The organism is Pseudomonas sp. 1L-B-1-E-C1 (genome assembly GCF_057291835.1).
In genome coordinates this window covers 177,098-202,777 of sequence record NZ_JBXAWN010000003.1, presented here as the reverse complement: position 1 = coordinate 202,777, position 25,680 = coordinate 177,098, and the positions used below count along the sequence as shown (strand labels likewise).

Genomic DNA, 25,680 nt, shown 5'->3' with positions numbered 1-25,680 from the left:
TATTCCTCACAGGCCTGCGTGGGCGGCAATGGCGGCGGCGATGGCCAGGGCCAGCTCTTCGGGTTTGCGCTTGATCGAGTAGTTGGTCAGTTCCGGGTGGCTTTCAACGAAGCTGGTGTTGAACTGGCCGCTACGGAATTCCGGGTTGCGCAGGATTTCCTGGTAATAAGCAGCGGTGGTTTTCACACCCTGCAAACGCATGTCGTCGAGGGCGCGCAGGCCACGATCCATCGCCTCTTCCCAGGTCAGTGCCCAGACCACCAGCTTCAGGCACATCGAGTCGTAGAACGGTGGAATGGTGTAACCGGTGTAGATCGCCGTATCAGTGCGCACGCCCGGTCCGCCGGGGGCGTAGTAACGAGTGATCTTGCCGAAGCTGGGCAGGAAGTTGTTTTTCGGGTCTTCGGCGTTGATACGGAACTGCAACGCAAAGCCCCGGTGCTGAATGTCTTCCTGCTTCACCGACAGCGGCAGGCCGGAGGCGATGCGGATCTGCTCGCGGACGATGTCGATGCCGGTGATTTCTTCGGTGATGGTGTGTTCCACCTGGACCCGGGTGTTCATCTCCATGAAGTACACCTCGCCCTCGGCGAGCAGGAACTCCACGGTGCCGGCGTTCTCGTAACCCACGGCTTTGGCGGCGCGCACCGACAGGTCGCCGATGTAGGCGCGCTGTTCCGGGGTCAGTTGCGGGCTCGGCGCGATCTCGATCAGCTTCTGGTTGCGCCGCTGAATCGAGCAGTCACGCTCGAACAGATGCACGACATTGCCAAAACTGTCGCCAAGGATCTGCGCTTCGATGTGCTTGGGATTGACGATGCATTTTTCCAGGAACACTTCCGCCGAACCGAACGCCTTGGTGGCCTCGGATATGACACGAGGGAAGTTCTGTTCGAGTTCTTCGCGGCTGTTGCAGCGGCGGATGCCGCGGCCGCCACCACCGGAGGTGGCCTTGAGCATGACCGGGTAACCGATACGGTCGCCTTCGACCAAAGCCTCTTCGATGCCGGAGACATTGCCTTCGGTACCAGGCGTTACCGGTACGCCGGCCTTGATCATGCTGCGCCGTGCTTCAGTCTTGTCGCCCATGCGTCGGATGACTTCCGCCGACGGGCCGATGAATTTGATGCCGCGCTCAGCGCAGATTTCCGCCAGCTCGGCGTTTTCCGAAAGGAAGCCGTAGCCGGGATGCAACGCATCGCAGCCGGTTTCCACGGCCAGGTTGACCAGCTTGCGCGGGTTCAGGTAGCCGGCCAGTGGCTCGGCTCCGACGCTGTGGGCCTCGTCCGCACGCTTCACATGCAAGGCATGGCGATCGGCGTCGGAAAAAATCGCAACCGAGCGAATGCCCATTTCGGCGCAGGCTCGTACGATGCGTACGGCAATCTCACCACGGTTGGCGATCAGGATCTTTTTTATCACTTGGAGGTTCCCTTGAGCCGGTGGCACCACGACCTGCTAGACCCAGGTCGACGCGTGACCAAATGTTTCAATTCAGTCGCAGGTCCACACTAGCGCTGCCAAGGGATTAACAAAAATGAATAAAAATTGGGTCAGGCATAAGTAAACACTTATAGTTGAAACATCTGCCTGCCGACCGAGTCCGAACTCTATGCGTAAGTCCTTGATGCGTATGACATTGCGTCAACTGCAGATCTTCAATGAGGTGTGCGATTTACGTTCCTACAGCCGCGCAGCCGAGGAAATGTCTCTCACACAACCGGCCGTCAGCCTACAGATTCGTCAGCTTGAAGAGCTGATTGGCCAGCCGCTATTCGACTATGTCGGCAAAAAACTGTACATGACCGAGGCGGCGGAAGCGCTGCAACGTGCCAGCCGCGACATCTTCGGACGGCTGGAAAACCTCGATATGCAGCTGTCGGACATGCAGGGTTCGCTACAGGGTCAGTTGAAACTGGCTGTGGAGTCCAGTGCCAAATATTTCGTGCCGCACCTGTTCGCCGCGTTCAAGCGCCAGCATCCGGAAGTCAATTTGCAACTGACTGTGGTCAATCGTGGCCAGGTTATCCGTCGCCTCTCGGACAACCGCGACGATCTGGTGATCATGTCGATGGTGCCGCAGGACATGGGCCTGGATTTTCTGCCGTTTCTGAACAATCCGATTGTTGCCGTGGCGCGCCCGGATCACCCGTTGGCGCATATGGGCCCGTTGCGCTTGCAGGATCTGGAGCCGTATACGCTGCTGATCCGCGAGCCGGGCTCGGGTACGCGTCTGGCCTGCGAGGAATACTTCAAGGAAAAGCGCGTGCACTTCACCCAGACCCAGGAAGTGGCGTCCGCCGAAGCTCAGCGCGAATGCGTGCTGGCGGGTCTGGGCTTGGCGCTGCTGACGCGCCACGCCCTGAACCTGGAGCTGGCGACCGGCGGCCTGGTCGAGCTGCCGGTCGAAGAATTGCCACTGATGCGCAGCTGGTGTCTGGTGCAGGCCAAAGCCAAACGGCTGTCACCGGTGGCGCACGCCTTCCTGGCGTTTATCCGCAGCGAGCGGGCGCAGATTATTGCGCTGGTTGAGCGTTTCGACGGGAAGCTGCGGGCGCTGCCTGCCAGTGAGTGATCTCAGGAAAGTCGCCGATTTCAGCCTGAAGCTGGCGAAGTTCGAAGCGATCTTCAATCGCACGGCGGAATTCCATGCGGCGCTGATCTTCCTGCTGACGACGGGTTTTCGCGGCGCTGTTGCGTTCTTCGTAGGGCTGAGCCATTTCGAGTCTCCCAGGGCGAGTACGGGAGTTTCAAGATAGGCGTGGGGGATGACGGTTTGATGAAAGTTTCCGTCAAAAAGCAAAGATCGCAGCCTTCGGCAGCTCCTACAGGGAACGCATTCCAAATGTAGGTGCTGCCGAAGGCTGCGATCTTTTGATCTTAGTCATCCAGCGCTTTCACGGCCTTGGGCGACAAGCGCAAACTGCGCAGACTGCGCTTCACGCTCTTGAGGTGATTGACCAGGCTCGGCCCCCGCGCCATGGCCACGCCCATCGCCAGCACGTCGATCACCACCAGGTGAGCGATGCGCGAGGTCAGCGGTGTATAGATTTCGGTGTCTTCGTGCACATCGATCGCCAGGTTCACCGTCGACAACTCCGCCAGTGGTGTCTGGCTCGGGCACAGAGTGATCAGCGACGCCCCGCTCTCGCGAACGAGGTTGGCGGTGATCAGCAGATCCTTGGAACGTCCCGACTGGGAAATACAGATCGCCACGTCGGTGGGCTTCAGCGTTACCGCCGACATCGCCTGCATGTGCGGATCGGAATACGCCGCTGCGGTCAGCAGCAAACGGAAGAACTTGTGCTGCGCATCCGCCGCCACCGCGCCCGAGGCCCCGAAGCCGTAGAACTCGACGCGTTGCGCCTGCGACATCAGCGTCACTGCGCGCTGCAACTCCACCGGATCGAGCTTCTCGCGCACCTCCATCAAGGTGTGCAGCGTGGTGTCGAAAATCTTCAGGCTGTAATCAGCGACGGAGTCGTCTTCGTGGATGGCGAACTGACCGAAGCTGGCGCCGGCGGCCAGGCTTTGCGCCAGTTTAAGTTTGAGATCCTGAAAGCCGGAGCAACCGATGGCGCGGCAGAAGCGCACGATGGTTGGCTCGCTGATGCCGACGCTGTGAGCCAGGTCGGCCATGGAACTGTGCATCACTGCCGCAGGGTCAAGCAGCACGTGGTCGGCGACCTTGAGCTCCGACTTGCGTAACAGGTGACGTGACTGGGCGATGTGTTGCAGCAGATTCAAGGGGCTGGACTCTTCTTGTGGGCAAGGATGTAGCACGCTTGTAGTTATACTACATGAATGGGCATTTTGCCTGCTCAATGCGTAACTCAATGTCCCTGTATCAGGCCTGCTGAGCTGCATGTAGCCCTTACTGGGGATTTGCCTGATCGCGCAAAAGCCCGGCCAGACCGGCAGCGTCCACCGGCCGGCTGATCAGATAACCCTGCACCTCGTCGCAGCGCTCGACGCGCAGAAATTCCAGCTGATCCTGCCGCTCGACGCCCTCTGCCACCACTTTCAAGGCCAGTCCGTGGGCCATGGCAATGATCGCCCGAGTGATCGCTGCGTCGGCGCTGCCCTCGCTCAAACCGCGGATGAACGCCTGATCGATCTTCACGTAATCCACCGGGATGCGCTTGAGGTAACTGAGCGACGAATACCCCGTACCGAAATCATCGATCGCCAGTTTCACCCCCAGATCGCGCAGTTGCTGGAAGGTGGCAATGATGTGTTCGACGCTGTCGAGCAAATGGCTTTCAGTCAGCTCCAGCTCAAGGCAGTGCGGGGCCAACCCGGTTTCTTCCAGCACCTGCCGCACCAGGCTGACCAGTTTTCCCTGGCGCAACTGATGCACCGACAGGTTCACCGACACGCGGATCGGCGCCAGCCCTTGGCGCTGCCATTCGCACGCCTGCCAGCACGCCTGACGCAAGACGAATTCACCGATCGGCCCGATCAGCCCGGTCTCTTCGGCGAGGCCGATGAAATCCGCCGGCGGCACCTGGCCCATGCTCGGATGATCCCAGCGCACCAGCGCTTCGGCGGCATTCAGGCGACCGCTTTGCAGGCACAGTTTCGGTTGGTAGAACACCGTCAGTTGCCGTTCTTCAATGGCTCGGCGCAAGTGGTTCTCCAGCTGCAAGCGCTCAAGGGTGCTGGCTTGCAGGCTGTCGGTGTAGAACTGGAAGTTGTTGCCGCCCAGATGCTTGGCATGTTGCATGGCCATATTCGACTGGCTGACCAGCACCGAGATCTCCCGCGCGTTGTCGGGCAACAGACTGATGCCCATCGAGGCGCTCACCACCAGTTCATGCCCGTCAACACTCAGCGGCAAACGCAACTTGGCCGACAACCGTGTCGCCACCCGCGCCAGGCTCGACAGGTTGCCGTAGGCATCGAACAGCACGGCAAATTCGTCGCCGGACAAGCGCGCAATGGTGTCGGCTTCCGGCAAGGCATTGACCAGCCGGCGCGCCATCTTCTGCAGCAACTGATCGGCGACTTCATGGCCGAGGCTGTCATTGAGCAATTTGAAACGATCCAGATTGATGTGCAGCAGCGCCAGACTGCGGCGCCCGCCCTGCCGAACCCGCTGATGGGCTTCATGCAGGCGTTCGCGGAACAGCGAACGGTTGGCCAGACCGGTGAGCTCGTCGTAATGGGTCAGATAGCGCAGGCGTTCTTCCGACGCCCGCCGCGCCGAGAGGTCGGCAAAGAAGCCAACGATATGGCTGACATTGCCGCGGCTGTCGCGCACGGCGTTGAGTTGCAGCCATTGCGGATACATTTCGCCATTCTTGCGGGTTTCCACCAGCTCACCCTGCCAACTGTCGTGCTGCTCCAGTGCATGACGGATCGCAACATAGTGACGGCGCGCATCGCGGCTGCACGGCAGCTCGACGACGTTGCGCCCGAGCATGTCGTCGATCTCGTAACCGGTGACACGGCTGAAAGCCTGGTTGATCGCGATCAGCGCGTAGTCCGGATCGAGAATCACGATGCCTTCGCTGGCCGCCTCGAACACCGTCGCCGCCAGCCGTTGCTGTTCTTCGAGACTTTTGCTGGCGCTGATATCGCGGCGGGTACCGACCATGCGGATCACCCGGCCGTTGGCGCTGCGCTCCACGGCGCGGCCACGGTCCTCGATCCACACCCAGTGGCCGTCGCCGTGGCGCAAGCGATATTCGACCTGATAATCCTCGGTGCGCCCCTTCAAATGCTCGACCAGCGCGAACTGGAGTGACGGCACGTCTTCGGGGTGCAGTCGCGGTTTGAGATCGCGCAGCAGTGCAGTCACGTATTCCGGGGCGAGGCCGAACAGTTCCTGAACCTGCGTGTGGTGGACTTCGTCGGTCTGCAGATTCCAGTCCCATAAGCCGAGTTCGCTGGCCTTCAGTGCCAGCGCCAGCCGCGCTTCGCTTTTGCTCAGGGCCTGATTGGCGGCATCCAGTTCGCGGCTGCGCTGGGCCACGCGATCCTCGAGGTCGACCTGCGCTTCACGCAACTGCGCCTCGGCACAGCGGCGCTGTTCGATCTCTTTGCCAAGCTCCAGATTGAGTTGTTCGCTGCGGGTTTGCGCTTGTTGCAAATGCTCGATCAGATGCTGATTCTGAAAACGCCGGAGCAATCCACGGTCAATCAGACGATTGACCTGCCACGCCACCACACTCAGCGAACCGAGCAGGATCAATCCCAGCCAGCCCCAGCCCCGTGCCTGATCGTCGCCACCCCAGAACAGGTAGCCGATCGCTGGCAGCAGACACGGCAAGGTAAACGACAGGAACGCCGGCAGGCTCACGGCATAAGCGACACTGGCCGATAGCGTTGCCGCTCCAATCAGGCCGAACACCCAGGCCTGCTGAATGAAATTGTCGGCGGGTACCAAGGCGATGCCGGCACCGGCGAGGGTCAGGCCGGTCATGGTCGAACCGAGCAGGAACATGCGGAACCAGATCGGCTGGGCCTGGCGATCGGGAATCGCCGAATCGAACGCGGCCACCTGAATCACCCGCAGCGCAACCAGCGACAGCAGCCACACCAGCCAGACGCTGACCACGAAGTAGCGCTGCGGACTCCAGAGCAAAGCGGCGCAGACCAGACCGTTGATCAACATGAACAGCGTGGGCAACAACGAGCCCTGATACAGCAGACGCGTGCGCTCCACCGCCATTTCGACGGCATAGTGCTTGCGGATCACCCGGGGGTCCACGGAGGGCCCCGACAGTTCGGCGCTGAGGGTCATGGGCAACGTTCTTGTTCTTATAAGGAGGGCGTGCGCCCGAAACGTGGACGGAGCATACACAAGCCGATCCCGTTGCCAAACTGCTGCCGAGCACAATTGCCGGTAAATTTTCCGCAGCAAACGCACCGCCGCAACCCCTCAGGCGAGACGGGCCGAAGCCTGCAGCCAGTGACCGACCGGTCGTCATCGGCAGCACTTTCATCGGCTAATGCAACGCACGGTTTGCCCGGGCCTGCGGCGCACCCTAGAATGCCCCGATGCGCGATGATCTCTCCCTTCTGCTGAACTCCCTCAACGATGCCCAACGCCAGGCCGTAGCGGCCCCCGTTGGCCGTCAGTTGGTCCTGGCCGGCGCCGGTTCCGGTAAAACCCGAGTGCTGGTGCACCGTATCGCCTGGTTGATCCAGGTCGAGAACGCCTCGCCTCACTCCATCCTGTCGGTGACCTTCACCAACAAGGCCGCTGCCGAGATGCGTCATCGTATCGAGCAGTTGCTGGGCATCAACCCGGCCGGCATGTGGGTCGGCACCTTCCACGGCCTCGCGCACCGCTTGCTGCGGGCGCACTGGCAGGAAGCGGGCCTGAGCCAGACCTTCCAGATCCTCGACAGCGATGACCAGCAACGGCTGGTCAAGCGGGTGATCCGCGAGCTGGGCCTGGACGAGCAACGCTGGCCGGCGCGGCAGGCGCAGTGGTTCATCAACGGGCAGAAAGACGAAGGTCTGCGACCGCAACACATTCAGGCCAGCGGCGACCTGTTCCTCGCCACCATGCGCGGCATCTACGAAGCCTACGAGGCAGCGTGCCTGCGTGCCGGCGTGATCGACTTCTCCGAGCTGCTGCTGCGCGCCCTCGACCTGTGGCGCGATCATCCGGGCCTGCTGGCGCATTATCAAAAGCGCTTCCGGCATATTCTGGTCGACGAGTTCCAGGACACCAACGCCGTGCAGTACGCCTGGTTGCGCCTGCTCGGCAAGGGCGGCGACAGCCTGATGGTGGTCGGCGACGACGACCAGTCGATTTACGGCTGGCGCGGCGCGAAGATCGAAAACATTCATCAGTACTCTTCCGACTTTCCGGACTCCGAGACGATTCGTCTGGAGCAGAACTACCGCTCCACCGCTGGCATTCTGAAAGCCGCCAACGCCTTGATCGCCAACAATACCGGGCGTCTCGGTAAAGAGCTGTGGACCGACGGCGGCGACGGCGAAGCGATCAACCTGTACGCGGCATTCAACGAACACGACGAAGCACGCTACGTGGTCGAAACCATCGAAAGTGCGCTGAAAACCGGCCTGGCCCGTAGCGATATCGCGATTCTGTACCGCTCAAACGCCCAGTCACGAGTGCTCGAAGAAGCCCTTCTGCGCGAGCGCATTCCGTACCGCATCTATGGTGGCCAACGCTTCTTCGAACGCGCGGAAATCAAGAACGCCATGGCCTACCTGCGCTTGCTCGAAGGTCGCGGCAACGACGCGGCGCTGGAGCGGGTCATCAACGTGCCGGCGCGGGGCATCGGCGAGAAAACCGTCGAAGCCATTCGCGAACATGCGCGGCACAGCGATGTATCGATGTGGGAAGCGATGCGCCAACTGGTGGCGAACAAAGGCCTGACCGGTCGCGCCGCCAGTGCGCTTGGTGCGTTTATCGAGCTGATCGAAAACCTCGCCGCCAAGTGCGCCGAGATGCCGCTGCACCTGATGACGCAAACCGTCATCGAGCAGTCCGGCCTGATCGCTTATCACGAGGCGGAAAAAGGTGAGAAAGGCCAGGCCCGGGTAGAAAACCTTGAGGAACTGGTCAGCGCCGCGCGCAACTTCGAGAACACCGAAGAGGACGAAGAGCTGACGCCACTGGCGGCATTCCTCGGCCACGCATCTCTGGAGGCCGGCGACACTCAGGCCGACGAGCACGAAGACAGCGTTCAGCTGATGACCCTGCACAGCGCCAAAGGCCTGGAATTCCCTTACGTGTTCCTGGTGGGCATGGAAGAAGGCCTGTTCCCGCACAAGATGAGCCTGGAAGAGCCCGGGCGTCTTGAAGAAGAACGGCGTCTGGCCTACGTGGGCATCACCCGGGCGATGCAGAATCTGGTCATGACCTATGCAGAAACCCGGCGCCTTTACGGCAGCGAAACCTACAACAAGGTGTCGCGTTTCGTACGGGAAGTGCCGAAAGGCCTGATTCAGGAAGTTCGTCTGTCCAACAGCGTCAGCCGACCGTTCGGCGGCAACCAGTCGATGAGCGGCAGCAGCCTGTTCAGCGGCAGCGAGATTCCGGAAACCGGTTTTGTGCTCGGTCAGGCCGTACGTCACTCGATTTTCGGCGAAGGCGTGATCCTCAACTTCGAAGGTTCTGGCGCCCAGGCCCGGGTACAGGTGAACTTCAGCGAAGGCAGCAAATGGCTGATGCTCGGCTATGCCAAGCTGGAAGCCATCTGACGCCGGTTTCGCTTTTTTGTGGGAGCGAGCCTGCTCGCGAATGAAATCACCGCGGTTGATCTGATACACCGCGGTGCAGCTTTCGCGAGCAGGCTCGCTCCCACAGAGTTCGGTGTTCTGACCCACAATCTCTCTGAACCTAACGCCTTTTCCTACAGACAAAAGTACATCGGCTGATTGCCTCGCCAAGCTGAACGCGACCTGTCAGGCAAAAGCCCGAAACACTCTCTCGCTAGCCAGTAACACTTCAGCTGTGCAACATGGCGCGCGTGTCTCCACAAAACGGGAATACCCTTTATGAAACGTTTTCTTAGCATCGCCATGGCGTTGTGCATCGGCCTGACGATGAGCCTCGACGCCAACGCCAAGCGCTTTGGTGGTGGCAAAAGCGCCGGCGCTGCGCCGACGCACCAGACCAGCCAGATGGCTCCTTCTTCTCCAGGCGTGGGCGGCGCAGCAGCGACCGCTGGCGCTGCCGGTGCTGCTGGCGCCGCGGCCAAGGCCGGCGGTGCTTCGCGCTGGCTCGGCCCTCTGGCGGGCATCGCCGCCGGTGGCCTGCTCGCGTCGATGTTCATGGGCGACGGCTTCCAGGGCATGCAGATCTTCGACATCCTGATCATGGCCCTGATCGCGTTCGTGATCTTCCGCTTCATCGCCGCCCGTCGTCGCAAGCAGCAGGAGCAATTCGCTCCGGCCGGCGCGCCGATGCAGCGTGAAGTGTTCGAACAGAAACCTGCCGCCATGGGTTCGATCTTCGGTGGTTCGGCCGCTCCGGCTGCCGCCCGTCCGGTGATCAACGCACCGGCCTGGTTCAACGAACAGCGCTTCCTTGAAGCCGCGCGCAGCCACTTCCAGTCGCTGCAGCAGCACTGGGACGCCAACGAAATGGACAAGATCGCCGAGTTCGTGACCCCGCAAATGCTCGAGTTCCTCAAGCGTGAGCGTGCGGACCTGGGCGACGGCTTCCAGTCGACCTACATCGACAACCTGCAGGTGCAGCTGGACGGCGTCGATGATCGTGCCGACAAGACCATCGCCACCCTGACCTTCACCGGCGTTTCGAAGACTTCGCGTTTTGACCAGGGCGAAGTGTTCAGCGAGAGCTGGAACATGGAACGTCCGCAGGGCGACAACCAGCCTTGGCTGGTCGCCGGTATCCGCCAGAACGGCTGATCCCTGCTGCGCTTCACTTGCGGTAACAGAACCCCGGCCCCGGCCGGGGTTTTTCATTTCACGGTTGCATCTATAGCGAGCTACTGTATAAACCGGCCCATATAAACCGCGCCATTCAAGCAAGAGGATCCCGGACGTGGAAGAAATCATCGAACAACTGCGCGAAGCCAATGAACCCGTACCGGTTCCTTTGGAATTGCCTGACGAAGACCTGCTGGTGGAAATCGAAGAACAACTGTTCATCGACATTCCGTTCGTCTTCAAGGAATTTTTGCTGACCGTCAGCGATGTGGTCTACGGCAGCCTTGAACCCGTGACCGTCACCGATCCGCAATCGCACACCTATTTGCCGGAAGTCGCCGCCAACGCATGGGATGTGGGCGTTGATCGCAGCTTGATCCCGATTTGTCAGGACGGCGACGACTACTACTGTGTCGAAGAAGACGGCACCGTGGTGCTGTGGCAGGCCGAAGAAGAATTGATCGCCGAAGAAACCTGGGAATCGGTGTGGCACTGGGCGCGGGACGTCTGGCTGGAAAGCTGATCCGCCAGACGCCCCGGGTGGTCAGTGCCCCGATGACTCCTTGTGGTTGTCGAGGGTTTCCAGCAGCGCCACCTGCATGCGCGTGTGCACGCGGATGAACCAGCGCCAGAGCAGCGCCGCTACCGCAGCGGCGACTACGGCGATCAGCACCAGCAGCTTGTTGGTCGGCAGGATACTGGCCGACAAGGCTGCCAACAGCAGGAAAATCACCAGCAGCGAGAGAATCGGGATCACTTCGGCGATCACCCGGCGCACTCGCTGCGTGTGACGCCCGGCCATCTCCGGCTTGACGCCCATCTCCGCCAGCAGCATCGACAGCGCCTTGAGCTTGCGATAAGCGGCAATCAGGAACGGTAGCGAGACCAACAACGCACCGCCCCAGATCAGTGCCTTCTGCCAGCTCGGATCGCTGATCCAGTCCTGCAGCCACAACGACATGCGCTCGGCGAAGTACGCGCCGGCGAAGAAGATCGCAATCACCAGCGCCAGATTGACCCCGACCTGCAACAGAATCCGCCGGATCATCGACGCCAGCATCGCGCCCTCGCCTTGCGGCTGGATGCTGCGCAACCATTCGCCATACATGCCGAGCACCCGGCCGAGACGCTTGGGCACGACTGCCGAGAGCTTGATCGACAGCGGATCCGCCGCGCGAATCAAGTACGGCGTCAGCAGCGTGGTGATCACCGACACGGCCACCGCGACCGGATAGAGGAAGTTGCTGGTCACCTGCAAGGTCATGCCCAGCGCAGCGATGATGAAGGAAAATTCGCCGATCTGTGACAGGCCCATGCCGACTCGCAGTGAGGTTCGGCCGTCGTTGCCAGCGATAAATGCTCCGAGGCCGCAGGACAACATCTTGCCCAGCACCACGGCAACGGTGATCACCGCAATCGGCCAGGCGTATTCGATAAGGATCAGCGGGTCGAGCATCAGCCCGATCGCGACAAAAAAGATTGCACTGAACAAGTCGCGAACCGGCTCGACCAGCCGCTCTATTTTCAGCAGTTGCCGCGACTCGGCCATGATCGCGCCGATCAGGAAGGCGCCGAGGACCATGCTGTATTCGAGCTTGACCACCAGCAGGCAGAAGCCGAAGCACAGGCCGAGCACGGTGATCAGCAGCATCTCGTTGCTTTCGAATTTCGCTACGTAGGCCAGCAGGCGCGGCACCAGGAGGATACCGATGACCAGCGCGACGATCATGAACAGCGACAGCTTGCCGACCGTGGAAAACACTTCCCCCGAACTCACCGTGCCGCTGACCGCGATGCTCGACAGCAGTGCGATGATGCCGATGCCGAGGATGTCCTCGACAATCAGCACGCCGAAGATCAACTGGGCGAAGCGCTCGTTCTTCATCTTCAGGTCGTTCAGCGCTTTGACGATGATGGTGGTAGAGGAGATCGCCAGAATCGCGCCAAGGAACAACGAATCCATGGTGCTCCAGTCGAACCAGCGGCCGATCTCGTAACCGATCCAGATCATCAGGATGATTTCGAGAAAGGCGGCAATAAACGCCGTCGCCCCGACCTTGAACAACTTGCGCAGGCTGAATTCCAGGCCGAGGCAGAACATCAGGAAAATTACCCCGAGTTCGGCCAGGGTCTTGATGGTTTCTTCGTCGTGGATCAGGCCGAACGGCGGGGTGTGCGGGCCGATGATGAAGCCGGCGACGATGTAGCCGAGCACCACCGGTTGCTTGAAGCGGTGGAACAGCACGGTCACCACGCCTGCGACCAGCATGATCACTGCCAGGTCCTGAATAAAACTGATGGCATGCATGGCGAGGGCTCCTTGATGACGAGGCGCGCGGACAGACGTCAGAACGTTCTGCGCGAGCAGGGTAAAAATCCGCTTTTAATGTAAGAATTGCCCTTGGGCAGGGCTTTTGCAGGTTAACACCGCGACTTCGCTCTGGAAGCCGATGCAATATATGGAAACAGATCGCTACCGGCGTGACGGCGGCCAGCCGCGCAGCGTCCCGATAACGGTACTTTTTGAAAAGCCACCAGGCGCCCGCAGAGGCGCTTTCTGCAATCAGCCTTGATCCGTGAGAACGTTATGGAACCCGGAAACGCCCAGCTGTCGATGACGGTACTGATGACCCCCGACATGGCCAACTTCTCTGGCAATGTCCACGGCGGCACCTTGCTCAAATATCTCGACGAAGTGGCCTACGCCTGCGCCAGCCGTTATGCCGGCCGCTACGTGGTGACCCTGTCGGTGGATCAGGTGATTTTCCGCGAGCCGATTCATGTCGGCGAACTGGTGACCTTCCTCGCCTCGGTCAACTACACCGGCAACACGTCGATGGAAGTCGGCATCAAAGTGGTCACCGAAAACATCCGCGAACGCTCGGTGCGCCACACCAACAGCTGCTTCTTCACCATGGTCGCGGTGGATGATCAGCGCAAACCAGCCGCGGTGCCGCCGCTGCAACCGCAGAACAGCGAAGACAAGCGCCGCTTCATGCAGGCGCAACAGCGCCGGCAGATTCGTCAGGAACTGGAGAAGCGTTATCAGGAGATCAAGGGCGACGCCTGAGATTTGTAGCGATCTGAAGACCGCTTTCGCGAGCAAGCTCGCTCCCACACTGGACCTGTGGCGTACACAAGACCAAATGTGGGAGCGAGCTTGCTCGCGAATCAAGGCAGCGCGATCTTACAGGCTGATCGCTGTCGCCTCGAATTTCACTCGCGGATGCGCAATCCGGTCCTGCGCCCGCACCAGTTGCAGCTCATAACTGGCGCACGCCTGGGTTTCCAGCAACACCTCATGCACCGCCGCTGCGGTGAATTCAAAAGCCGCCAGCAGGCTGTCGCCGAGCAGCACCCGCGCCAGGAACAGGCCGGATGTCAGGTCGCCAACGCCCACCGGCTGACGCGGAAACGCCAGTAATGGACGGCGCAGGTGCCAACTGCCTTCGGCAGTCACCAATAGCATTTCAAAACCATCCGCCGGTTTACCCGGGTAATCCAGATGCTTGACCAGCACCGCTTTCGGTCCACGCGCCAACAGTGCTCGCGCCATCGCCAGGCAATCGAAAAGCGACTGTGGCTTGCGCCCGGAAAAACTGTCCAGCTCCAACTGGTTCGGGCACATGATGTCCGCCACGGCCGCGGCCTCATCGAGCAGGAAATCGCTGACCTCGGTGGGCACGCTGCAGCCCTTCTCGGGATGGCCCATGACCGGATCACACAGGTACAGCATCTTCGGATTGACCGCTTTGATCCGCGCCACACCGCTGAGAATCGCCCGGCCCTGCGCGGCGCTGCCGAGATAGCCGGACAGCACCGCGTCGCAGTTGCCCAGCTCGCCAATCGCGGCGATACCTTCGATCAGTTCGGGAATCTGCTGCGGCGCCAGCACTTCACCAGCCCACTGACCATACTGGGTGTGGTTGGAAAACTGCACGGTGTTGAGCGGCCAGACATTGACCCCGACGCGCTGCATCGGAAAAACCGCAGCGCTGTTGCCGGCGTGGCCAAACACCACGTGGGACTGGATGGCGAGCAGATGAGGCGTACGTTTCATTCGGGTCATTCCGTAAAACGATTGAAATTCAAGCCGCGCAGTATGCGACGAAACACAGCCTGTACGACAGACCGGCGAGACAGTTAAGCTGACGCTATCTTTTGGAGTTCGATGTAGATGCTGACCCTGGAAAACATCTTCGTGCTGATGCTGTTCGCCGCCGCTGGTGCCTGGCTATGGCACAACCACGGCTTGCGCGAGCGTGCGCTGGAACGGGTCAAACAGCATTGCACCAATGTCGGGGTCGAGCTGCTGGACGGTAACGTCGCGCTGAAGAAGATCGGTCTGATCAAGGATGCCAACGGCCGTCGCCGATTGGCGCGGGTGTACAACTTCGAGTTCACCGTGACCGGCGAAAGCCGCCACAACGGCACGGTCACCCAGTTCGGCGCGCACAGTGCGCAGATTGAATTGGCACCCTACCCGGCACCGTTCGACGATACGCCGCCGGTGGTCGAAGTGCACAAGCCTCGCGCGGAAGTCATCGAGCTGAGCCAGTGGCGGCAGGAACATACCAAGTGGAAGCCTTGAGCTGATTCACCGAACTCGGCATTGAGTCAAATCGACGTCTAGCTGTTCGATGTTCTGCGGCCCGGTAAAGATCAGCTCAATTCGCGAATCTTTTCGCCATTCGCTGGCCTGCCAAATCAGATCTGCATTTTCCAGCGCATTGACTGAAACCCAGCCATCCCTGCCGTGGATGACCAGTTTGGCCCGCTTCCACTCGAGAGCGGCCAGCCAATCAGCGATGCGTCCTTGGTCAAATATCTGTCCAGGATGCCAGCGCCAACCGATACTCCAGCCACCCTCCTGCGCCTGGCTCAGGCAAATCGGCACGCTCGGATCGCTCCAGACGGCCGGCAGCTGCGCCAACCCCGCGGGCAGCGGCAGATGACCCTCGCCTCCGGTTGCTTTTTCTGCCATCCCCGGCAGCTCGTGCAGAGACAACCGGGCTTGCTGCGTCCAGATCATCCTGACCGGTGGCAACTGGCTGGCAATGTTCTCCCGAGCCGTTGCATCAACATTTTCCGCCTTGTTCAGCAGCAGCAACCCCGAGCTGGCCAACGCTTGCTGCTGAGCGTCCGGCAAGGCTTTGCCTGCTTGCAGTGCCTGAGCGTCCAGAACCAGAACACACGGCTGAACCGCCAGCACGCCCAGCCACGGCGCCTCGTTCAATTGCTTGAGCAACTGCGCCGGATGGCCCAGTCCGGATGGCTCGATAAACAGTCGGTCCGGCCTGGCCTTGCGCAGCAGGCGGCCGAGGCCGATCTGGAATGGCGCGCCATTGACGCAACACAGGCAGCCACCGGCCACCTCGCCCAGTGCGATACCATCGTCGTCGCGAGTGAGCAACGCGGCGTCCAGACCGATCTGGCCGAACTCGTTGATCAGCACTGCCCAGCGCTCGTGCGCGGGCCGCTGCGCCAGCAACTGGCGAATCAGACTGGTCTTGCCCGCACCCAACGGGCCGGCGATGACGTGGGTCGGAATGTTCTGCAACATGGCGGGTACTTTTCTGCGGACAGTTATTGAGGAGACTGATGATGCGCTGGTCGGGATGGTCGTTGCTGTTGACGCTGCTGTCGAGTGAAGCGTGGGCCCAGGCCTGTGTGGTGCACACACAGGGCGAACGGCTCGACGTCAAAGTCTGTCAGCAGAACAGGACGATTCCGCAGAAATTGTTCAATGACGGCTTCTGCCAACCGACGCTGGCCGGACAGAAGGTCGAGGTGAAATACGTCGATCAGTGCCCGAGCGGGGCTTTCGGCGTGTGCAGCAACGCGCAAGTCGCCAATATGCCTTATCGCCAGGATATCCACTATTACGGCGTGGCCACTGATGCGGCGTATCTCAAGCCGTACTGCGAAGGGCAAAGCCAGGGCGCCTGGCGCAAGCCCTGAGTGTCAGCCGAGCCAGTCGAGGGTCAGGAGCAAGCGGCGCTCACCGGGTGCCGGTTGCGGTGAACGATGGATCAGGCCGAAGCCCTCATTGCCGTGCCACTTTTCGCCCTTGAGCAGGGCAACGTCGCCGCTGTTGAGCTGGCGAATCGTCGCTGCATCTTGCGGTTCGGCATTGGCCTGACCAAGTCGCATGCGATCCATCGCCCCCTCTTCAAGCCACTGGCTACCGACCCCGGCGTAGGTGGTGATCAGGCGCACCGGCACGTGATCGACGTGGAAGCGCGGGCACATGGCCTTGTGCAGCACGCGCAGACGCACGCCGATACGCCGGGCGCCGAGCAGACAGGCGAAGGCACTGATCAGCCATTTCAGATCGCTCATGAAACCTTCGTAACCTTGCAGATCACGCAGCCCTGAAGCCAATCCGCCGAGATCCGGTTCGGCGTCTTCATCAGGTAACTCCAGGCAAAGCGACTCGGCCAAGGGCTCGTTGAGCGACAGCACCAACTGCGCAAAATCGGCGTTGTGCAACGGCAGCTGGCGTTGCCAGACGGCGAGATTGGTGTGGTCTTCAAGGATTCGCGTCAGCGTTTCCGGCGTCAGGCCCTGATGTTGCTGACGAGTAAGGTGCGGATGATCTTTGAGTGCGAGCATCAGGCGGCCTCTTCGTGCCAAGGGCCGAATGGATCAGGCAGCAAGCGCCAGCCTTCTACACCCATTGCCATTTCTTCATCGGTCAGCAGGCAAGCATCCAGCTCGGCTGTGAGTTGTAGGAAATCGATGTTCTGACCGATGAAAACCAGTTCCTGGCGGCAATCTCCTACGCTGGACGTCCAGTTTTCCATGATCGCCTGGACACTTTCCTGATCCTGCGGCCATTGATTCTTTGGCACAAAACGCCACCAGCGACCGGCGAATCCATGCCGCATCAAGCCACCAGCCTGCGACCAGCTGCCGGCGTCGGTGGGTTTGCTGGCGAGCCAGAAGAAGCCTTTGGAACGCAGCAGTTTGCCGTTCAGCCAAGGCCGATCAATGAAGCTGAAGAAGCGTTGCGGGTGAAATGGCCGGCGGGCGCGGTAGGCCGTCGAGGCGATGCCGTATTCCTGTGTTTCCGGGACGTGCTCACCGCGTAATTCCTGTAACCATCCGGGTGCTTGTGCGGCTTTTTCGAAATCGAAACGACCAGTGTTGAGGATTTTCTCCAACGGCACCTCGCCCATCACCATTGGAATGATTTCAGCCTGGGCATTCAGGCGCTTGAGGATTGCTGTGAGCTCTTCGCGCTCATGCTGGCTGATCAGGTCGATTTTGCTGATCAACAGGACGTCGGCGAATTCGATCTGTTCGATCAACAGGTCCGTGATGGAACGCTCGTCTTCTTCACCGAGCGTTTCGCCGCGAGAGGCCAGACTTTCGGCGGCCTGGTAATCGAGCAGGAAATTCACACCGTCGACGACTGTGACCATGGTATCCAGACGAGCGATGTCGGCGAGACTTTGCCCTTGCTCATCCCGGAAGGTGAAGGTTTCGGCGACGGGAAGCGGCTCGGAGATGCCGGTGGATTCGATCAGCAGGTAATCGAAACGTCCTTCCCTTGCGAGCTTGCTGACCTCTTCAAGCAGGTCTTCACGTAACGTACAGCAGATACAGCCGTTGCTCATTTCAACGAGTTTTTCTTCTGCGCGGTTCAAGATGACATCACGCTGGACTTCGCTACCATCAATATTGATTTCGCTCATATCGTTGACGATTACCGCAACGCGCAGACCTTCGCGGTTACGTAGTACGTAATTCAAAAGCGTACTTTTTCCGGCGCCGAGAAATCCTGAAAGTACGGTAACGGGCAATTTGGCTGACATTGGATAATCCTCATAAATCGCGGCCGACTTGCGCTTTTTTGATCGCGCTTGCCGTATTGCGCTTCCTGCACTGGGGTTGATGAAGGCAAACGGTTGTTATCGGCAGATCAGGCTGGTTCGCAATTAATGTTATAGTATAACAAGTCAGCCGTACTAGCCCATCGCGGAAGAATTCGCGATTCGTCGCGTCAAAGAAACTGGAAAAGCGCAATGAAAAATCCGCTGAAATATCTGCTTTTGAGCTTCGGCCTGGCGCTCGCCGGCCAGGTCGAAGCGCAAGTTCCCGGTCTGGCGCACTGCACACGCAGCGCTAACCTTCTGGCTTGCGTGGACGCCGAAGGCAACGCCTATAGCGTCAATACGGTCGGCACCACGCTGTATCTGAGGGGATTCGAGAAGGATGGCCATCGCTATTGGGCGCAGACCAACAGCCGGTTTGGCCAATTGACCTTTTTTACCGGTGTCGCCTCCGATGGCGAGGCCTGGGTTGGCTATACCCGTCGTGTCGGCTGGACGACCATCAACCGCTTCTCAAGCTCGGGAGGCAGCAGCGCAAGGTTCACTTGCAGCCGGATGACGGGCTGCTAGTGAAAACCTTTTCATGAAAAAAGCGTCGCTGAATGGATTGTTATAATGTAACGCAAACCGAGATCAACACGACGGTCTCAAACATGAACGCTCTTACGCTACCGGATATCGCCAACCAATCTGCACGTCAGGCATTGCCACTCGATTGGGTCGGAATGTGCGGGATTGCCCTACCCGTTTTGCTAGACGGCCAACGCCTCAGTGCCAAAGTAGACGCTGGCGTGAGTCTCGATGATGGAAATTCGCGCGGAATACACATGTCGCGGCTGTATCTGGCACTGGAAGCGCTTGAAGAGGAGAACCTTTCCCCAGCTTTGCTGCGTCAAGTGCTCAAACAATTTTTGGTGAGTCACCAAGGCTTATCCGCCTGCGCGTATCTGAACATCCACACGGACTTGCTGCTTAAACGACCCGCACTTATCAGCCCATTGGCAGGCTGGAAATCCTATCCGACAACCATTTCAGCAAGCCTGAAACAGCAAATGTTCCACGTGGAACTAAAAATCGAAGTGCCCTACTCCTCAACATGCCCCTGCTCCGCAGCCTTGGCAAGGCAATTGATCCAGCAGCAGTTTGTCGATGATTTCGCCAACAAGTCCCTGCAGCACGCTGAGGTGTTGGCATGGCTCGGCTCACCCAGAGGAATCGTAGCGACCCCGCACAGCCAACGCAGCTACGCGCAACTGCACGTGCATCTCGACGACTTCATCGATGAGTTACCGCTGACCGCGATCATCAATGACGCCGAAGCCGCCCTCGGCACCGCCGTTCAGACCGCAGTAAAGCGCCCCGACGAGCAGGCCTTCGCGCTCGCCAACGGGCAAAACCTGATGTTCTGCGAAGACGCCGCCCGCCGCCTCAACCTGGCACTGCAACGCACGCGGGGCATCAACCGATTCCATATCCGCGTGATCCACGCCGAAAGCCTGCACGCCCATGACGCCGTTGCCGAGAGCAGTTGGCAGCGGGAGCAACAATGATCCGCTGCCAATCGCTGGTCTGGGGCGCGCCCGGGCAACCGCTGACGATACCTCTGAGCCTGGAACTCGAAAGCGCCAGCCTGACCGCCGTCATCGGCGCCAACGGCTGCGGCAAAAGCAGTCTGTTGAAAGTCATCGTTGGATTGCAAAAGCCCCTGGCTGGCAAGGTGGAAATGGCTGTTCCACGGCAAAGCGGTATTTCCTTTCTGCCGCAACAGCAGCATTTGGACCGACAATTCCCGATCAGCCTCGAAGAACTAATCGCTGCAGGTTTCTGGGGTCGTCGGCTCTCGACTCAATTGCGCACGCAGCGCTTGAAAAACGCGCTGGAAGACTGGCATTTGAGTGGACTCGAACAGCGTCCTTTGATGGCCCTGTCCGGCGGCGAGTTACAACGTGCCCTGCTCGCGCGACTGAGTCTCGCTGATGCCCCGGTGCTGTTGCTGGATGAACCTCACGCCGCACTTGATGAACTCGGCCAGCAATTGCTCTGGCAGCACATTCACCACTGGCATGCCGAGGGCCGAACACTGGTCGTGGTTTGCCATGACCTGGTCGCAGTGCGACAACATATTCCGCATACGCTGCTGATCAGAAACGGCCACTGCGTTTATGGGACCAGTCGAGAACTGATCCAGCCGACACCGTCCATGCGGGTGGCGTGATGCTCGCCACCGTCAGCCATTTCTGGCAGCCCTTCAGCGAATTCGTGTTCATGCGCCGCGCCTTGCTCGGCGGCTTGGTGCTGGCATGCAGCACGGCGCCATTGGGGGTATTTCTGATTCTCAGGCGGATGAGTCTGATCGGTGACGCGGTGGCCCACGGCATTCTCCCCGGTGCCGCATTGGGATTCTGGTTCGCCGGCTTGAGCCTCCCTGCCCTTACGCTCGGTGGCCTCGGCGCCGGTCTGAGCATGGCCGGACTTGCGGCCTGGATCACCCGGCGTACGGGTCTGCGAGAGGATGCCAGCCTCGCCGCGATCTATCCGATCTCACTGGCCAGCGGCGTGCTGATTCTCGGCATCGCCGGCAAACGTCTCGACCTTTTGCATTTGCTGTTCGGCTCTGCGCTGGCTGTGGACGGGCCGACGCTGACCGGCATGTTTTGGGTCTCGGCGTTCAGCCTCGTAGCCATGGCCGCGATCTACAAACCACTGCTGCTGGACACACTAGACCCGCTTTTTTTGCGCACGGTCAGCCGTCTCGGACCTCTGGCCCACGGCGTGTTTCTTACCCTCGTCGTGCTGAATCTGGTGATCGGCTTTCAAGCCATCGGCGCACTGATGGTGGTTGGGCTGATGATGCTTCCTGCGGCTGCCTCCAGATTCTGGAGCCGCCGCCTACCGGTACTGATTGCTGTCGCCGCCATCATGGGTTGCCTGTCGGTGTGGCTCGGCTTGCTGCTGTCGTTCTACTACTCGCTCCCCAGCGGCCCGGCTATCGTGTTGGTCGCCGGGGCCGGCTATCTGATCTCGGTGGTGTTCGGACCGGTCCACGGTTTGCTGCGCCGCCCGCCTTTGCTCACATCCCAATGAGGTGTTTCCCGATGCGCGTTCTACTCGTGCTGTTCAGCCTGATGCTCTCGATGTCGTTGTCGGCCGCCGAAAAACTGCCTGTGGTCACCAGCTTCAGCATCCTTGCCGACATGGTTCATCAGGTCGGCGGCGAGCACGTGCAAATCACCAACATGGTTGGCCCGGACGCCGATGCGCACACCTACGAGCCGAACCCGGAGGATGCCAAGGCCTTGCTCAAAGCCAAAGTGATCATCAAGAACGGCCTCGGTTTCGAGCCATGGCTGGATCGTCTGGTCACCAGCACTGACAGCAAGGCCACGGTGATCAGTGCCAGTCGCGGTGTGATTCCACGTTCGCTCGATGAAGACGGCGAAACCGTTGCGGATCCCCACGCCTGGCACAATCTGGCGAACGCCGAGTTGTACGTCGCCAACATCACCAAGGCGCTGATCGCCGCCGACCCGGCCAACAAGGCTGACTACGAGCGCAACAGCCAGACGTATCTCAAGCAGATCTACGCCCTGCTCGCCGAAGCAAAACGCAAACTCGGTGCGCTGCCGCCTGGCAATCGCAAGATCGTTACCAGCCACGATGCGTTCGGCTACCTCGGTCAGGCCTATGGCATCGACTTTATCGCGCCACAGGGTTTGTCCACCGAACGCGAACCGTCCGCCGCTGAGGTTGCTGCGTTGATCACGCAAATTCGCCAGGCCCAGGTCAAAGCGGTGTTCATGGAAAATATCAAGGACGCGCGCCTGCTCAAGCAGATTGCGGATGAAAGTGGTGCGCACATCGGCGGCACGCTGTATTCGGATGCACTGGCTTCCAGCGGACCAGCGAGCACGTTCACCGGTCTGTTCGAATACAACCTCGACACGCTGTACAGGGCGCTGAGCCAGCCATGAGCTGCGTGGTGCTCTGGCTATTCGCGAGCAGGCTCGCTCCCACAGTGAAGCGGATTTCAACCGTGGGAGCGCTGCGAAGGTTTCAAGCGCGGGGTTTAACGGTGCCGCAATCCTGACCCAGCCACACCGCACGGGTTTCCAGGCTGCCCTTCTGGTTGATGCCGATAGCGTTGAAGGTGCCATTGGCGACGGTGGTGAATTCGCGGTCACTGAGGAATGTCGCTACGCCGGTGCCCTGGGCTTTCGGGCAGCTGAAGCGGAATTTCCATTGGTTGCCGGTGCGCTCGGTAATCTGCTGCTTGCAGCCCGATTGCGGATCGGCCAGCGGGATATCGTTGGTCGCCACTTGCTGTGGCGTCAGGCAGGCGCGGATGCCTTTACCGCCGATGTTGATGCCGTTCTTTTCCAGTGCCGCGCGCTGCTGCGGGGTGATCTGACCCTGAATCTGGCCAAGGATCGATTGCACATCCATGGCCTGGTCATCGACCTTCAGATTGCTCGACGTCATCTCCCACAACCCCGGCTGCAGCATTTGCGCCTGCGCAACCACCGGCAATGCCAAACCCAGGCCCAGCGCCAAACCCAGCAGACGAACGTTCATCGAGAAACTCCTGATCAGTTGTGGCCGTTAGACGCCGGCCGGTTGCGTCGGTTCATGCACCGATTAAATAGAGACATTCGCAGCAGAACATGGTCTGTTAAGCATTGCATCTCGCGGAGCAAGGCTGCCCCATGGATTTTTTCGGACCGCACATTTTCGGTTACCTGATTGCCCTGCTGCACACACTCGGTTCGATCGCTGCGATCCATGCAGTGCTTACCGTACGCACCGCGCAAGGCTCGATTGCCTGGGCATTGTCGCTGATCTTCATTCCCTACCTCACGCTTATTCCTTATCTGGTCTTTGGTCGCAGCACCTTCGATGGCTACATCAAGGCGCGGCGCCAGGCCAATGAGCAGATGCGCCTGGCGATCTCCGAACTGAACTGGCGCCCGTGGGTGGAAGAGGCCTTGGCCGCCCGTGCTTCGAGCGCCTACGCCTCACTGCGCGCGATGCCCAAACTGGGGCGCATGCCGTGTCTGGCGAATAACGAAGTGCAACTGCTGGTGAACGGCACGGCGACCTTCGAGGCGATTTTTCAGGCGATCGAACAAGCAAAAGAAGCGGTGCTTATCCAGTTCTTCATCATTCACGACGACCGACTCGGTCAACGCTTGCGTGATTTGCTGCTGAAGAAGGCTGCCGAAGGCGTGTCCATCCACTTGCTCTACGACCGCATTGGCAGCCACGCCCTGCCCCATCATTACGTGCAGGCACTGCGCGATGCCGGCGTCGAAGTCAAAGCCTTTGCCACGCGCAGCGGCTGGCTGAACCGCTTTCAAGTCAACTTCCGTAACCATCGCAAAATCGTCGTGGTCGATGGCGTGGTCGGCTTTGTCGGCGGCCATAACGTCGGCGATGAATACATGGGGGAGAAACCGCCACTGGCGCCTTGGCGCGATACCCATGTCAAAGTACGTGGCCCGGTGGTCGCGTGCATGCAGGAATCGTTTGCCGAAGACTGGTTCTGGGCCGCACGCACTCTGCCGCCGTTGATTCTGCCGGATGAGTACCCGGCGGACGGCGTGCTCTGCCAACTGCTCGCCAGCGGCCCGGCCGATTCGTACGAAACCTGCTCGCTGTTCTTCGTCGAAGCCATTCATGCCGCGACGCAGCGGGTGTGGATTACCAGTCCCTATTTCGTGCCAGACGAGGCCGTCTTCGCCGCACTGAGGCTGGCAGTATTACGCGGCGTGGATGTGCGACTGCTGCTGCCGTCGCGGCCCGATCACCGCATCGTCTACGCCGCGTCCAGCCTGTATGCATTTGAAGCGGTGCGTGCCGGCGTTCGGGTGTTCCGGTATCGACCCGGTTTCCTGCACCAGAAAGTGGTGTTGGTCGACAACGAGATCAGCGCCATTGGCAGCGCCAATCTGGACAATCGTTCGTTCCGTTTGAATTTCGAAGTGATGCTGTTGACCGTCGACGCTGAATTCGCCGCTGCCGTGGAGCACATGCTCAACGACGACTTCGCGCAGGCCGACGAAGTGGCCAAAGAAGAAAGCCGGGAGATCCACCGCCTGCAACAGGTCGGCATGCGGATCGCCCGGCTCATTTCGCCGATACTCTGAAAGCACTGGGTATTACGGGTGGTAGATGTCGTCCCGGGTCCAGGGCAATTCGTGGCTGCCATCCGGGTGCGCTTTGACGGCGAGGATCTGATGCAGATTGATCCAGCCACGGGCGAACGCATATGCGCAACCGGCCAGGTACAGGCGCCAGATCCGCAGGGCTTGCTCCGGGACCAGTTTCGCGGCGGCTTCGAGGTTGTCTTCCAGCCGCTCGCTCCAGTGATCGAGCGTGCGTGCGTAATGCAGGCGCAGACTTTCGACATCAACGATCTCCAGACCCGCTTCACTGATCTGGGCGGAGATCATCGCCAGATGCGGCAACTCACCGTTGGGGAATACGTACTTCTCGATGAAATCTCCTGCACCGCGCCCAACCGGGCGGCCATCGGTGTGCTTGGCGGTGATACCGTGGTTCATCACCAGCCCGCCCTCCTTCACCGCACCGAACAACGTTTTGCAGTACTCGGCGAGATTGGCGTGGCCAACGTGTTCGAACATCCCGACGCTGACGACTTTGTCGAAACGGCCGTCCTGCGGTAGATCGCGATAGTCGAGCAACTGCAATTCGACCTGATCGTCCAGCCCTTCGGCTTTGACCCGCTCCTGCGCCAGCGCCAATTGTTCCTTGCTCAAGGTAATACCGAACACTTTCACGCCGAACTCTCGCGCCGCATACCGCGCCAGGCCGCCCCAACCACAGCCGACATCCAGCAGATACTCGCCGGGCTGCAAGCGCAGCTTGCGACACAGATGGCGGAATTTGGCTTGTTGCGCCTGTTCGAGAGTTTCGCTGCCGGTTTCGAAGTAAGCACAGGAATAGGCCATGTCGCTGTCCAGCCAGAGCTGGTAGAACGCATTGGACAGGTCGTAATGGTAGGAAATGGCTTTGGCGTCGGTGTCCTTGTCGTGATGTGCGCGAACCGGCTGACTGCCTTCGTCTTCGTCGAGCAGCGCACTGCTCAGCTCGTCGCAGACGCGAATGACCTCGCTGATCGAGCCCTCCAGTTCCAGCTTGCCCTCGACGAACGCCGCACCCAATGCGTCCAGGCTCGGGTGGGTAAACTGAGTGACCATCTGCGGGTCCTTGACCACGATGGTTACGCTGGGCGCCGGGCCCAGATTGAACTCGTGGCCGTCCCAGAGTCGCAGGCGCAGTGGGAGCTGCAGGTTCTGTAGGGCCGGTGGAAGTTGCGCGAGCATGGAAAATCCCCCCTTGTTTCAGACGTCTGATCTGAGGGTAGACCAACCTTGAAAAATAGCAGGCTATCGATTCGATTGGCCTGGTCTATCGCCACCGGCGCATCAGCTGAACTGCA

General features: G+C 60.2%; 24 protein-coding genes. 13 read left to right on the top strand and 11 right to left on the bottom strand.

Features of this window, described 5'->3' with window-relative positions; genetic code table 11:
* Positions 1-6 precede the first annotated feature (6 nt).
* A complete protein-coding gene (locus tag AC0Z4S_RS07195; RefSeq protein WP_024014853.1) occupies positions 7-1,422 on the bottom strand; it encodes an acetyl-CoA carboxylase biotin carboxylase subunit in 1,416 nt (471 codons plus the stop codon).
* A 190-nt stretch (positions 1,423-1,612) separates the two neighbouring features.
* On the opposite strand from AC0Z4S_RS07195, the gene AC0Z4S_RS07190 reads away from it, so the two are divergent.
* Positions 1,613-2,575: a LysR family transcriptional regulator gene (locus tag AC0Z4S_RS07190; RefSeq protein WP_485622539.1), complete on the top strand. Its 963-nt coding sequence runs from the start codon at positions 1,613-1,615 to the stop codon at positions 2,573-2,575.
* On the opposite strand, the gene AC0Z4S_RS07185 is transcribed toward AC0Z4S_RS07190, so the two are convergent.
* The 3 genes from AC0Z4S_RS07185 to AC0Z4S_RS07175 all read right to left on the bottom strand — a co-directional run bounded on the left by AC0Z4S_RS07185 (position 2,517) and on the right by AC0Z4S_RS07175 (position 6,748).
* Positions 2,517-2,720 carry a PA3496 family putative envelope integrity protein gene (locus AC0Z4S_RS07185; RefSeq protein WP_080902479.1) on the bottom strand — a complete coding sequence of 68 codons (204 nt, stop codon included), beginning with the start codon at positions 2,718-2,720 and terminating at the stop codon, positions 2,517-2,519. The two genes, AC0Z4S_RS07190 and AC0Z4S_RS07185, sit on opposite strands and share 59 nt — an antisense overlap.
* Positions 2,721-2,880: 160 nt before the next feature.
* The gene (gene hexR, locus AC0Z4S_RS07180) at positions 2,881-3,747 is read right to left on the bottom strand and encodes a transcriptional regulator HexR (RefSeq protein ID WP_007962240.1); all 867 of its coding nucleotides are present in this window, start codon (positions 3,745-3,747) and stop codon (positions 2,881-2,883) included.
* A 127-nt stretch (positions 3,748-3,874) separates the two neighbouring features.
* Positions 3,875-6,748: a putative bifunctional diguanylate cyclase/phosphodiesterase gene (locus AC0Z4S_RS07175; protein ID WP_485622538.1), complete on the bottom strand. Its 2,874-nt coding sequence runs from the start codon at positions 6,746-6,748 to the stop codon at positions 3,875-3,877.
* Between the two features lie 257 nt (positions 6,749-7,005).
* On the opposite strand from AC0Z4S_RS07175, the gene uvrD reads away from it, so the two are divergent.
* The 3 genes from uvrD to AC0Z4S_RS07160 all read left to right on the top strand — a co-directional run bounded on the left by uvrD (position 7,006) and on the right by AC0Z4S_RS07160 (position 10,906).
* Positions 7,006-9,189, top strand: coding sequence for a DNA helicase II (gene uvrD / locus AC0Z4S_RS07170; protein ID WP_041476575.1), 2,184 nt, complete (start codon positions 7,006-7,008; stop codon positions 9,187-9,189).
* 297 nt (positions 9,190-9,486) lie between these two features.
* Positions 9,487-10,362, top strand: a complete 876-nt coding sequence (locus AC0Z4S_RS07165; protein WP_122506273.1) for a Tim44 domain-containing protein — start codon at positions 9,487-9,489, stop codon at positions 10,360-10,362.
* Between the two features lie 136 nt (positions 10,363-10,498).
* A complete protein-coding gene (locus tag AC0Z4S_RS07160) occupies positions 10,499-10,906 on the top strand; it encodes an SMI1/KNR4 family protein (RefSeq protein WP_122596783.1) in 408 nt (135 codons plus the stop codon).
* Positions 10,907-10,927: 21 nt separating this feature from the next.
* Here the strand turns inward: AC0Z4S_RS07160 and AC0Z4S_RS07155 are convergent, their stop codons facing one another.
* The gene (locus tag AC0Z4S_RS07155) at positions 10,928-12,691 is read right to left on the bottom strand and encodes a cation:proton antiporter (RefSeq protein WP_471878939.1); all 1,764 of its coding nucleotides are present in this window, start codon (positions 12,689-12,691) and stop codon (positions 10,928-10,930) included.
* Between the two features lie 279 nt (positions 12,692-12,970).
* On the opposite strand from AC0Z4S_RS07155, the gene AC0Z4S_RS07150 reads away from it, so the two are divergent.
* Positions 12,971-13,453 carry an acyl-CoA thioesterase gene (locus AC0Z4S_RS07150; RefSeq protein WP_016772447.1) on the top strand — a complete coding sequence of 161 codons (483 nt, stop codon included), beginning with the start codon at positions 12,971-12,973 and terminating at the stop codon, positions 13,451-13,453.
* A gap of 117 nt (positions 13,454-13,570) precedes the next feature.
* Here AC0Z4S_RS07150 and pdxY read toward each other — a convergent pair whose 3' ends face one another.
* Positions 13,571-14,443: a pyridoxal kinase PdxY gene (gene pdxY / locus AC0Z4S_RS07145; RefSeq protein ID WP_042608042.1), complete on the bottom strand. Its 873-nt coding sequence runs from the start codon at positions 14,441-14,443 to the stop codon at positions 13,571-13,573.
* Positions 14,444-14,560: 117 nt separating this feature from the next.
* Here pdxY and AC0Z4S_RS07140 point away from each other — a divergent pair, with 117 nt between their 5' ends.
* A complete protein-coding gene (locus tag AC0Z4S_RS07140) occupies positions 14,561-14,974 on the top strand; it encodes a DUF3301 domain-containing protein (protein ID WP_076564658.1) in 414 nt (137 codons plus the stop codon).
* 6 nt (positions 14,975-14,980) lie between these two features.
* Here the strand turns inward: AC0Z4S_RS07140 and AC0Z4S_RS07135 are convergent, their stop codons facing one another.
* Positions 14,981-15,946 carry a CobW family GTP-binding protein gene (locus AC0Z4S_RS07135; protein ID WP_485622537.1) on the bottom strand — a complete coding sequence of 322 codons (966 nt, stop codon included), beginning with the start codon at positions 15,944-15,946 and terminating at the stop codon, positions 14,981-14,983.
* Positions 15,947-15,987: 41 nt separating this feature from the next.
* Here AC0Z4S_RS07135 and AC0Z4S_RS07130 point away from each other — a divergent pair, with 41 nt between their 5' ends.
* Entirely contained in the window at positions 15,988-16,344 is a 357-nt protein-coding gene (locus AC0Z4S_RS07130) for an NADH:ubiquinone oxidoreductase (protein WP_485622643.1), read from the top strand.
* A gap of 3 nt (positions 16,345-16,347) precedes the next feature.
* Here AC0Z4S_RS07130 and AC0Z4S_RS07125 read toward each other — a convergent pair whose 3' ends face one another.
* Both AC0Z4S_RS07125 and zigA read right to left on the bottom strand, forming a co-directional pair.
* Positions 16,348-16,998 (bottom strand): DUF1826 domain-containing protein, encoded by a 651-nt coding sequence (locus AC0Z4S_RS07125; RefSeq protein WP_485622536.1) that lies wholly within the window; start codon positions 16,996-16,998, stop codon positions 16,348-16,350.
* The gene (gene zigA, locus AC0Z4S_RS07120; protein ID WP_485622535.1) at positions 16,998-18,203 is read right to left on the bottom strand and encodes a zinc metallochaperone GTPase ZigA; all 1,206 of its coding nucleotides are present in this window, start codon (positions 18,201-18,203) and stop codon (positions 16,998-17,000) included. The genes AC0Z4S_RS07125 and zigA overlap by 1 nt, the downstream gene beginning before the upstream one ends.
* 210 nt (positions 18,204-18,413) lie before the next feature.
* Here zigA and AC0Z4S_RS07115 point away from each other — a divergent pair, with 210 nt between their 5' ends.
* From AC0Z4S_RS07115 to AC0Z4S_RS07095, 5 genes are all read left to right on the top strand, one after another.
* The gene (locus AC0Z4S_RS07115) at positions 18,414-18,791 is read left to right on the top strand and encodes a glutamine synthetase (protein WP_485622534.1); all 378 of its coding nucleotides are present in this window, start codon (positions 18,414-18,416) and stop codon (positions 18,789-18,791) included.
* A gap of 83 nt (positions 18,792-18,874) precedes the next feature.
* Positions 18,875-19,771 (top strand): GTP cyclohydrolase FolE2, encoded by an 897-nt coding sequence (gene folE2 / locus AC0Z4S_RS07110; protein WP_485622642.1) that lies wholly within the window; start codon positions 18,875-18,877, stop codon positions 19,769-19,771.
* Positions 19,768-20,436, top strand: a complete 669-nt coding sequence (locus tag AC0Z4S_RS07105; protein ID WP_485622533.1) for a metal ABC transporter ATP-binding protein — start codon at positions 19,768-19,770, stop codon at positions 20,434-20,436. The genes folE2 and AC0Z4S_RS07105 overlap by 4 nt, the downstream gene beginning before the upstream one ends.
* Positions 20,436-21,305: a metal ABC transporter permease gene (locus tag AC0Z4S_RS07100; RefSeq protein WP_485622532.1), complete on the top strand. Its 870-nt coding sequence runs from the start codon at positions 20,436-20,438 to the stop codon at positions 21,303-21,305. Before AC0Z4S_RS07105 ends, AC0Z4S_RS07100 begins: the two co-directional genes overlap by 1 nt.
* 11 nt (positions 21,306-21,316) lie before the next feature.
* Positions 21,317-22,192 carry a metal ABC transporter substrate-binding protein gene (locus tag AC0Z4S_RS07095; protein ID WP_485622531.1) on the top strand — a complete coding sequence of 292 codons (876 nt, stop codon included), beginning with the start codon at positions 21,317-21,319 and terminating at the stop codon, positions 22,190-22,192.
* An 82-nt stretch (positions 22,193-22,274) separates the two neighbouring features.
* Here the strand turns inward: AC0Z4S_RS07095 and AC0Z4S_RS07090 are convergent, their stop codons facing one another.
* Positions 22,275-22,793 carry a DUF3617 domain-containing protein gene (locus tag AC0Z4S_RS07090; protein WP_042608032.1) on the bottom strand — a complete coding sequence of 173 codons (519 nt, stop codon included), beginning with the start codon at positions 22,791-22,793 and terminating at the stop codon, positions 22,275-22,277.
* A gap of 131 nt (positions 22,794-22,924) precedes the next feature.
* Here AC0Z4S_RS07090 and cls point away from each other — a divergent pair, with 131 nt between their 5' ends.
* Positions 22,925-24,364, top strand: a complete 1,440-nt coding sequence (gene cls / locus AC0Z4S_RS07085) for a cardiolipin synthase (RefSeq protein WP_485622530.1) — start codon at positions 22,925-22,927, stop codon at positions 24,362-24,364.
* Between the two features lie 12 nt (positions 24,365-24,376).
* On the opposite strand, the gene cfaB is transcribed toward cls, so the two are convergent.
* Positions 24,377-25,564 carry a C17 cyclopropane fatty acid synthase CfaB gene (cfaB, locus tag AC0Z4S_RS07080; RefSeq protein ID WP_253497375.1) on the bottom strand — a complete coding sequence of 396 codons (1,188 nt, stop codon included), beginning with the start codon at positions 25,562-25,564 and terminating at the stop codon, positions 24,377-24,379.
* Between the last annotated feature and the right edge of the window lie 116 nt (positions 25,565-25,680).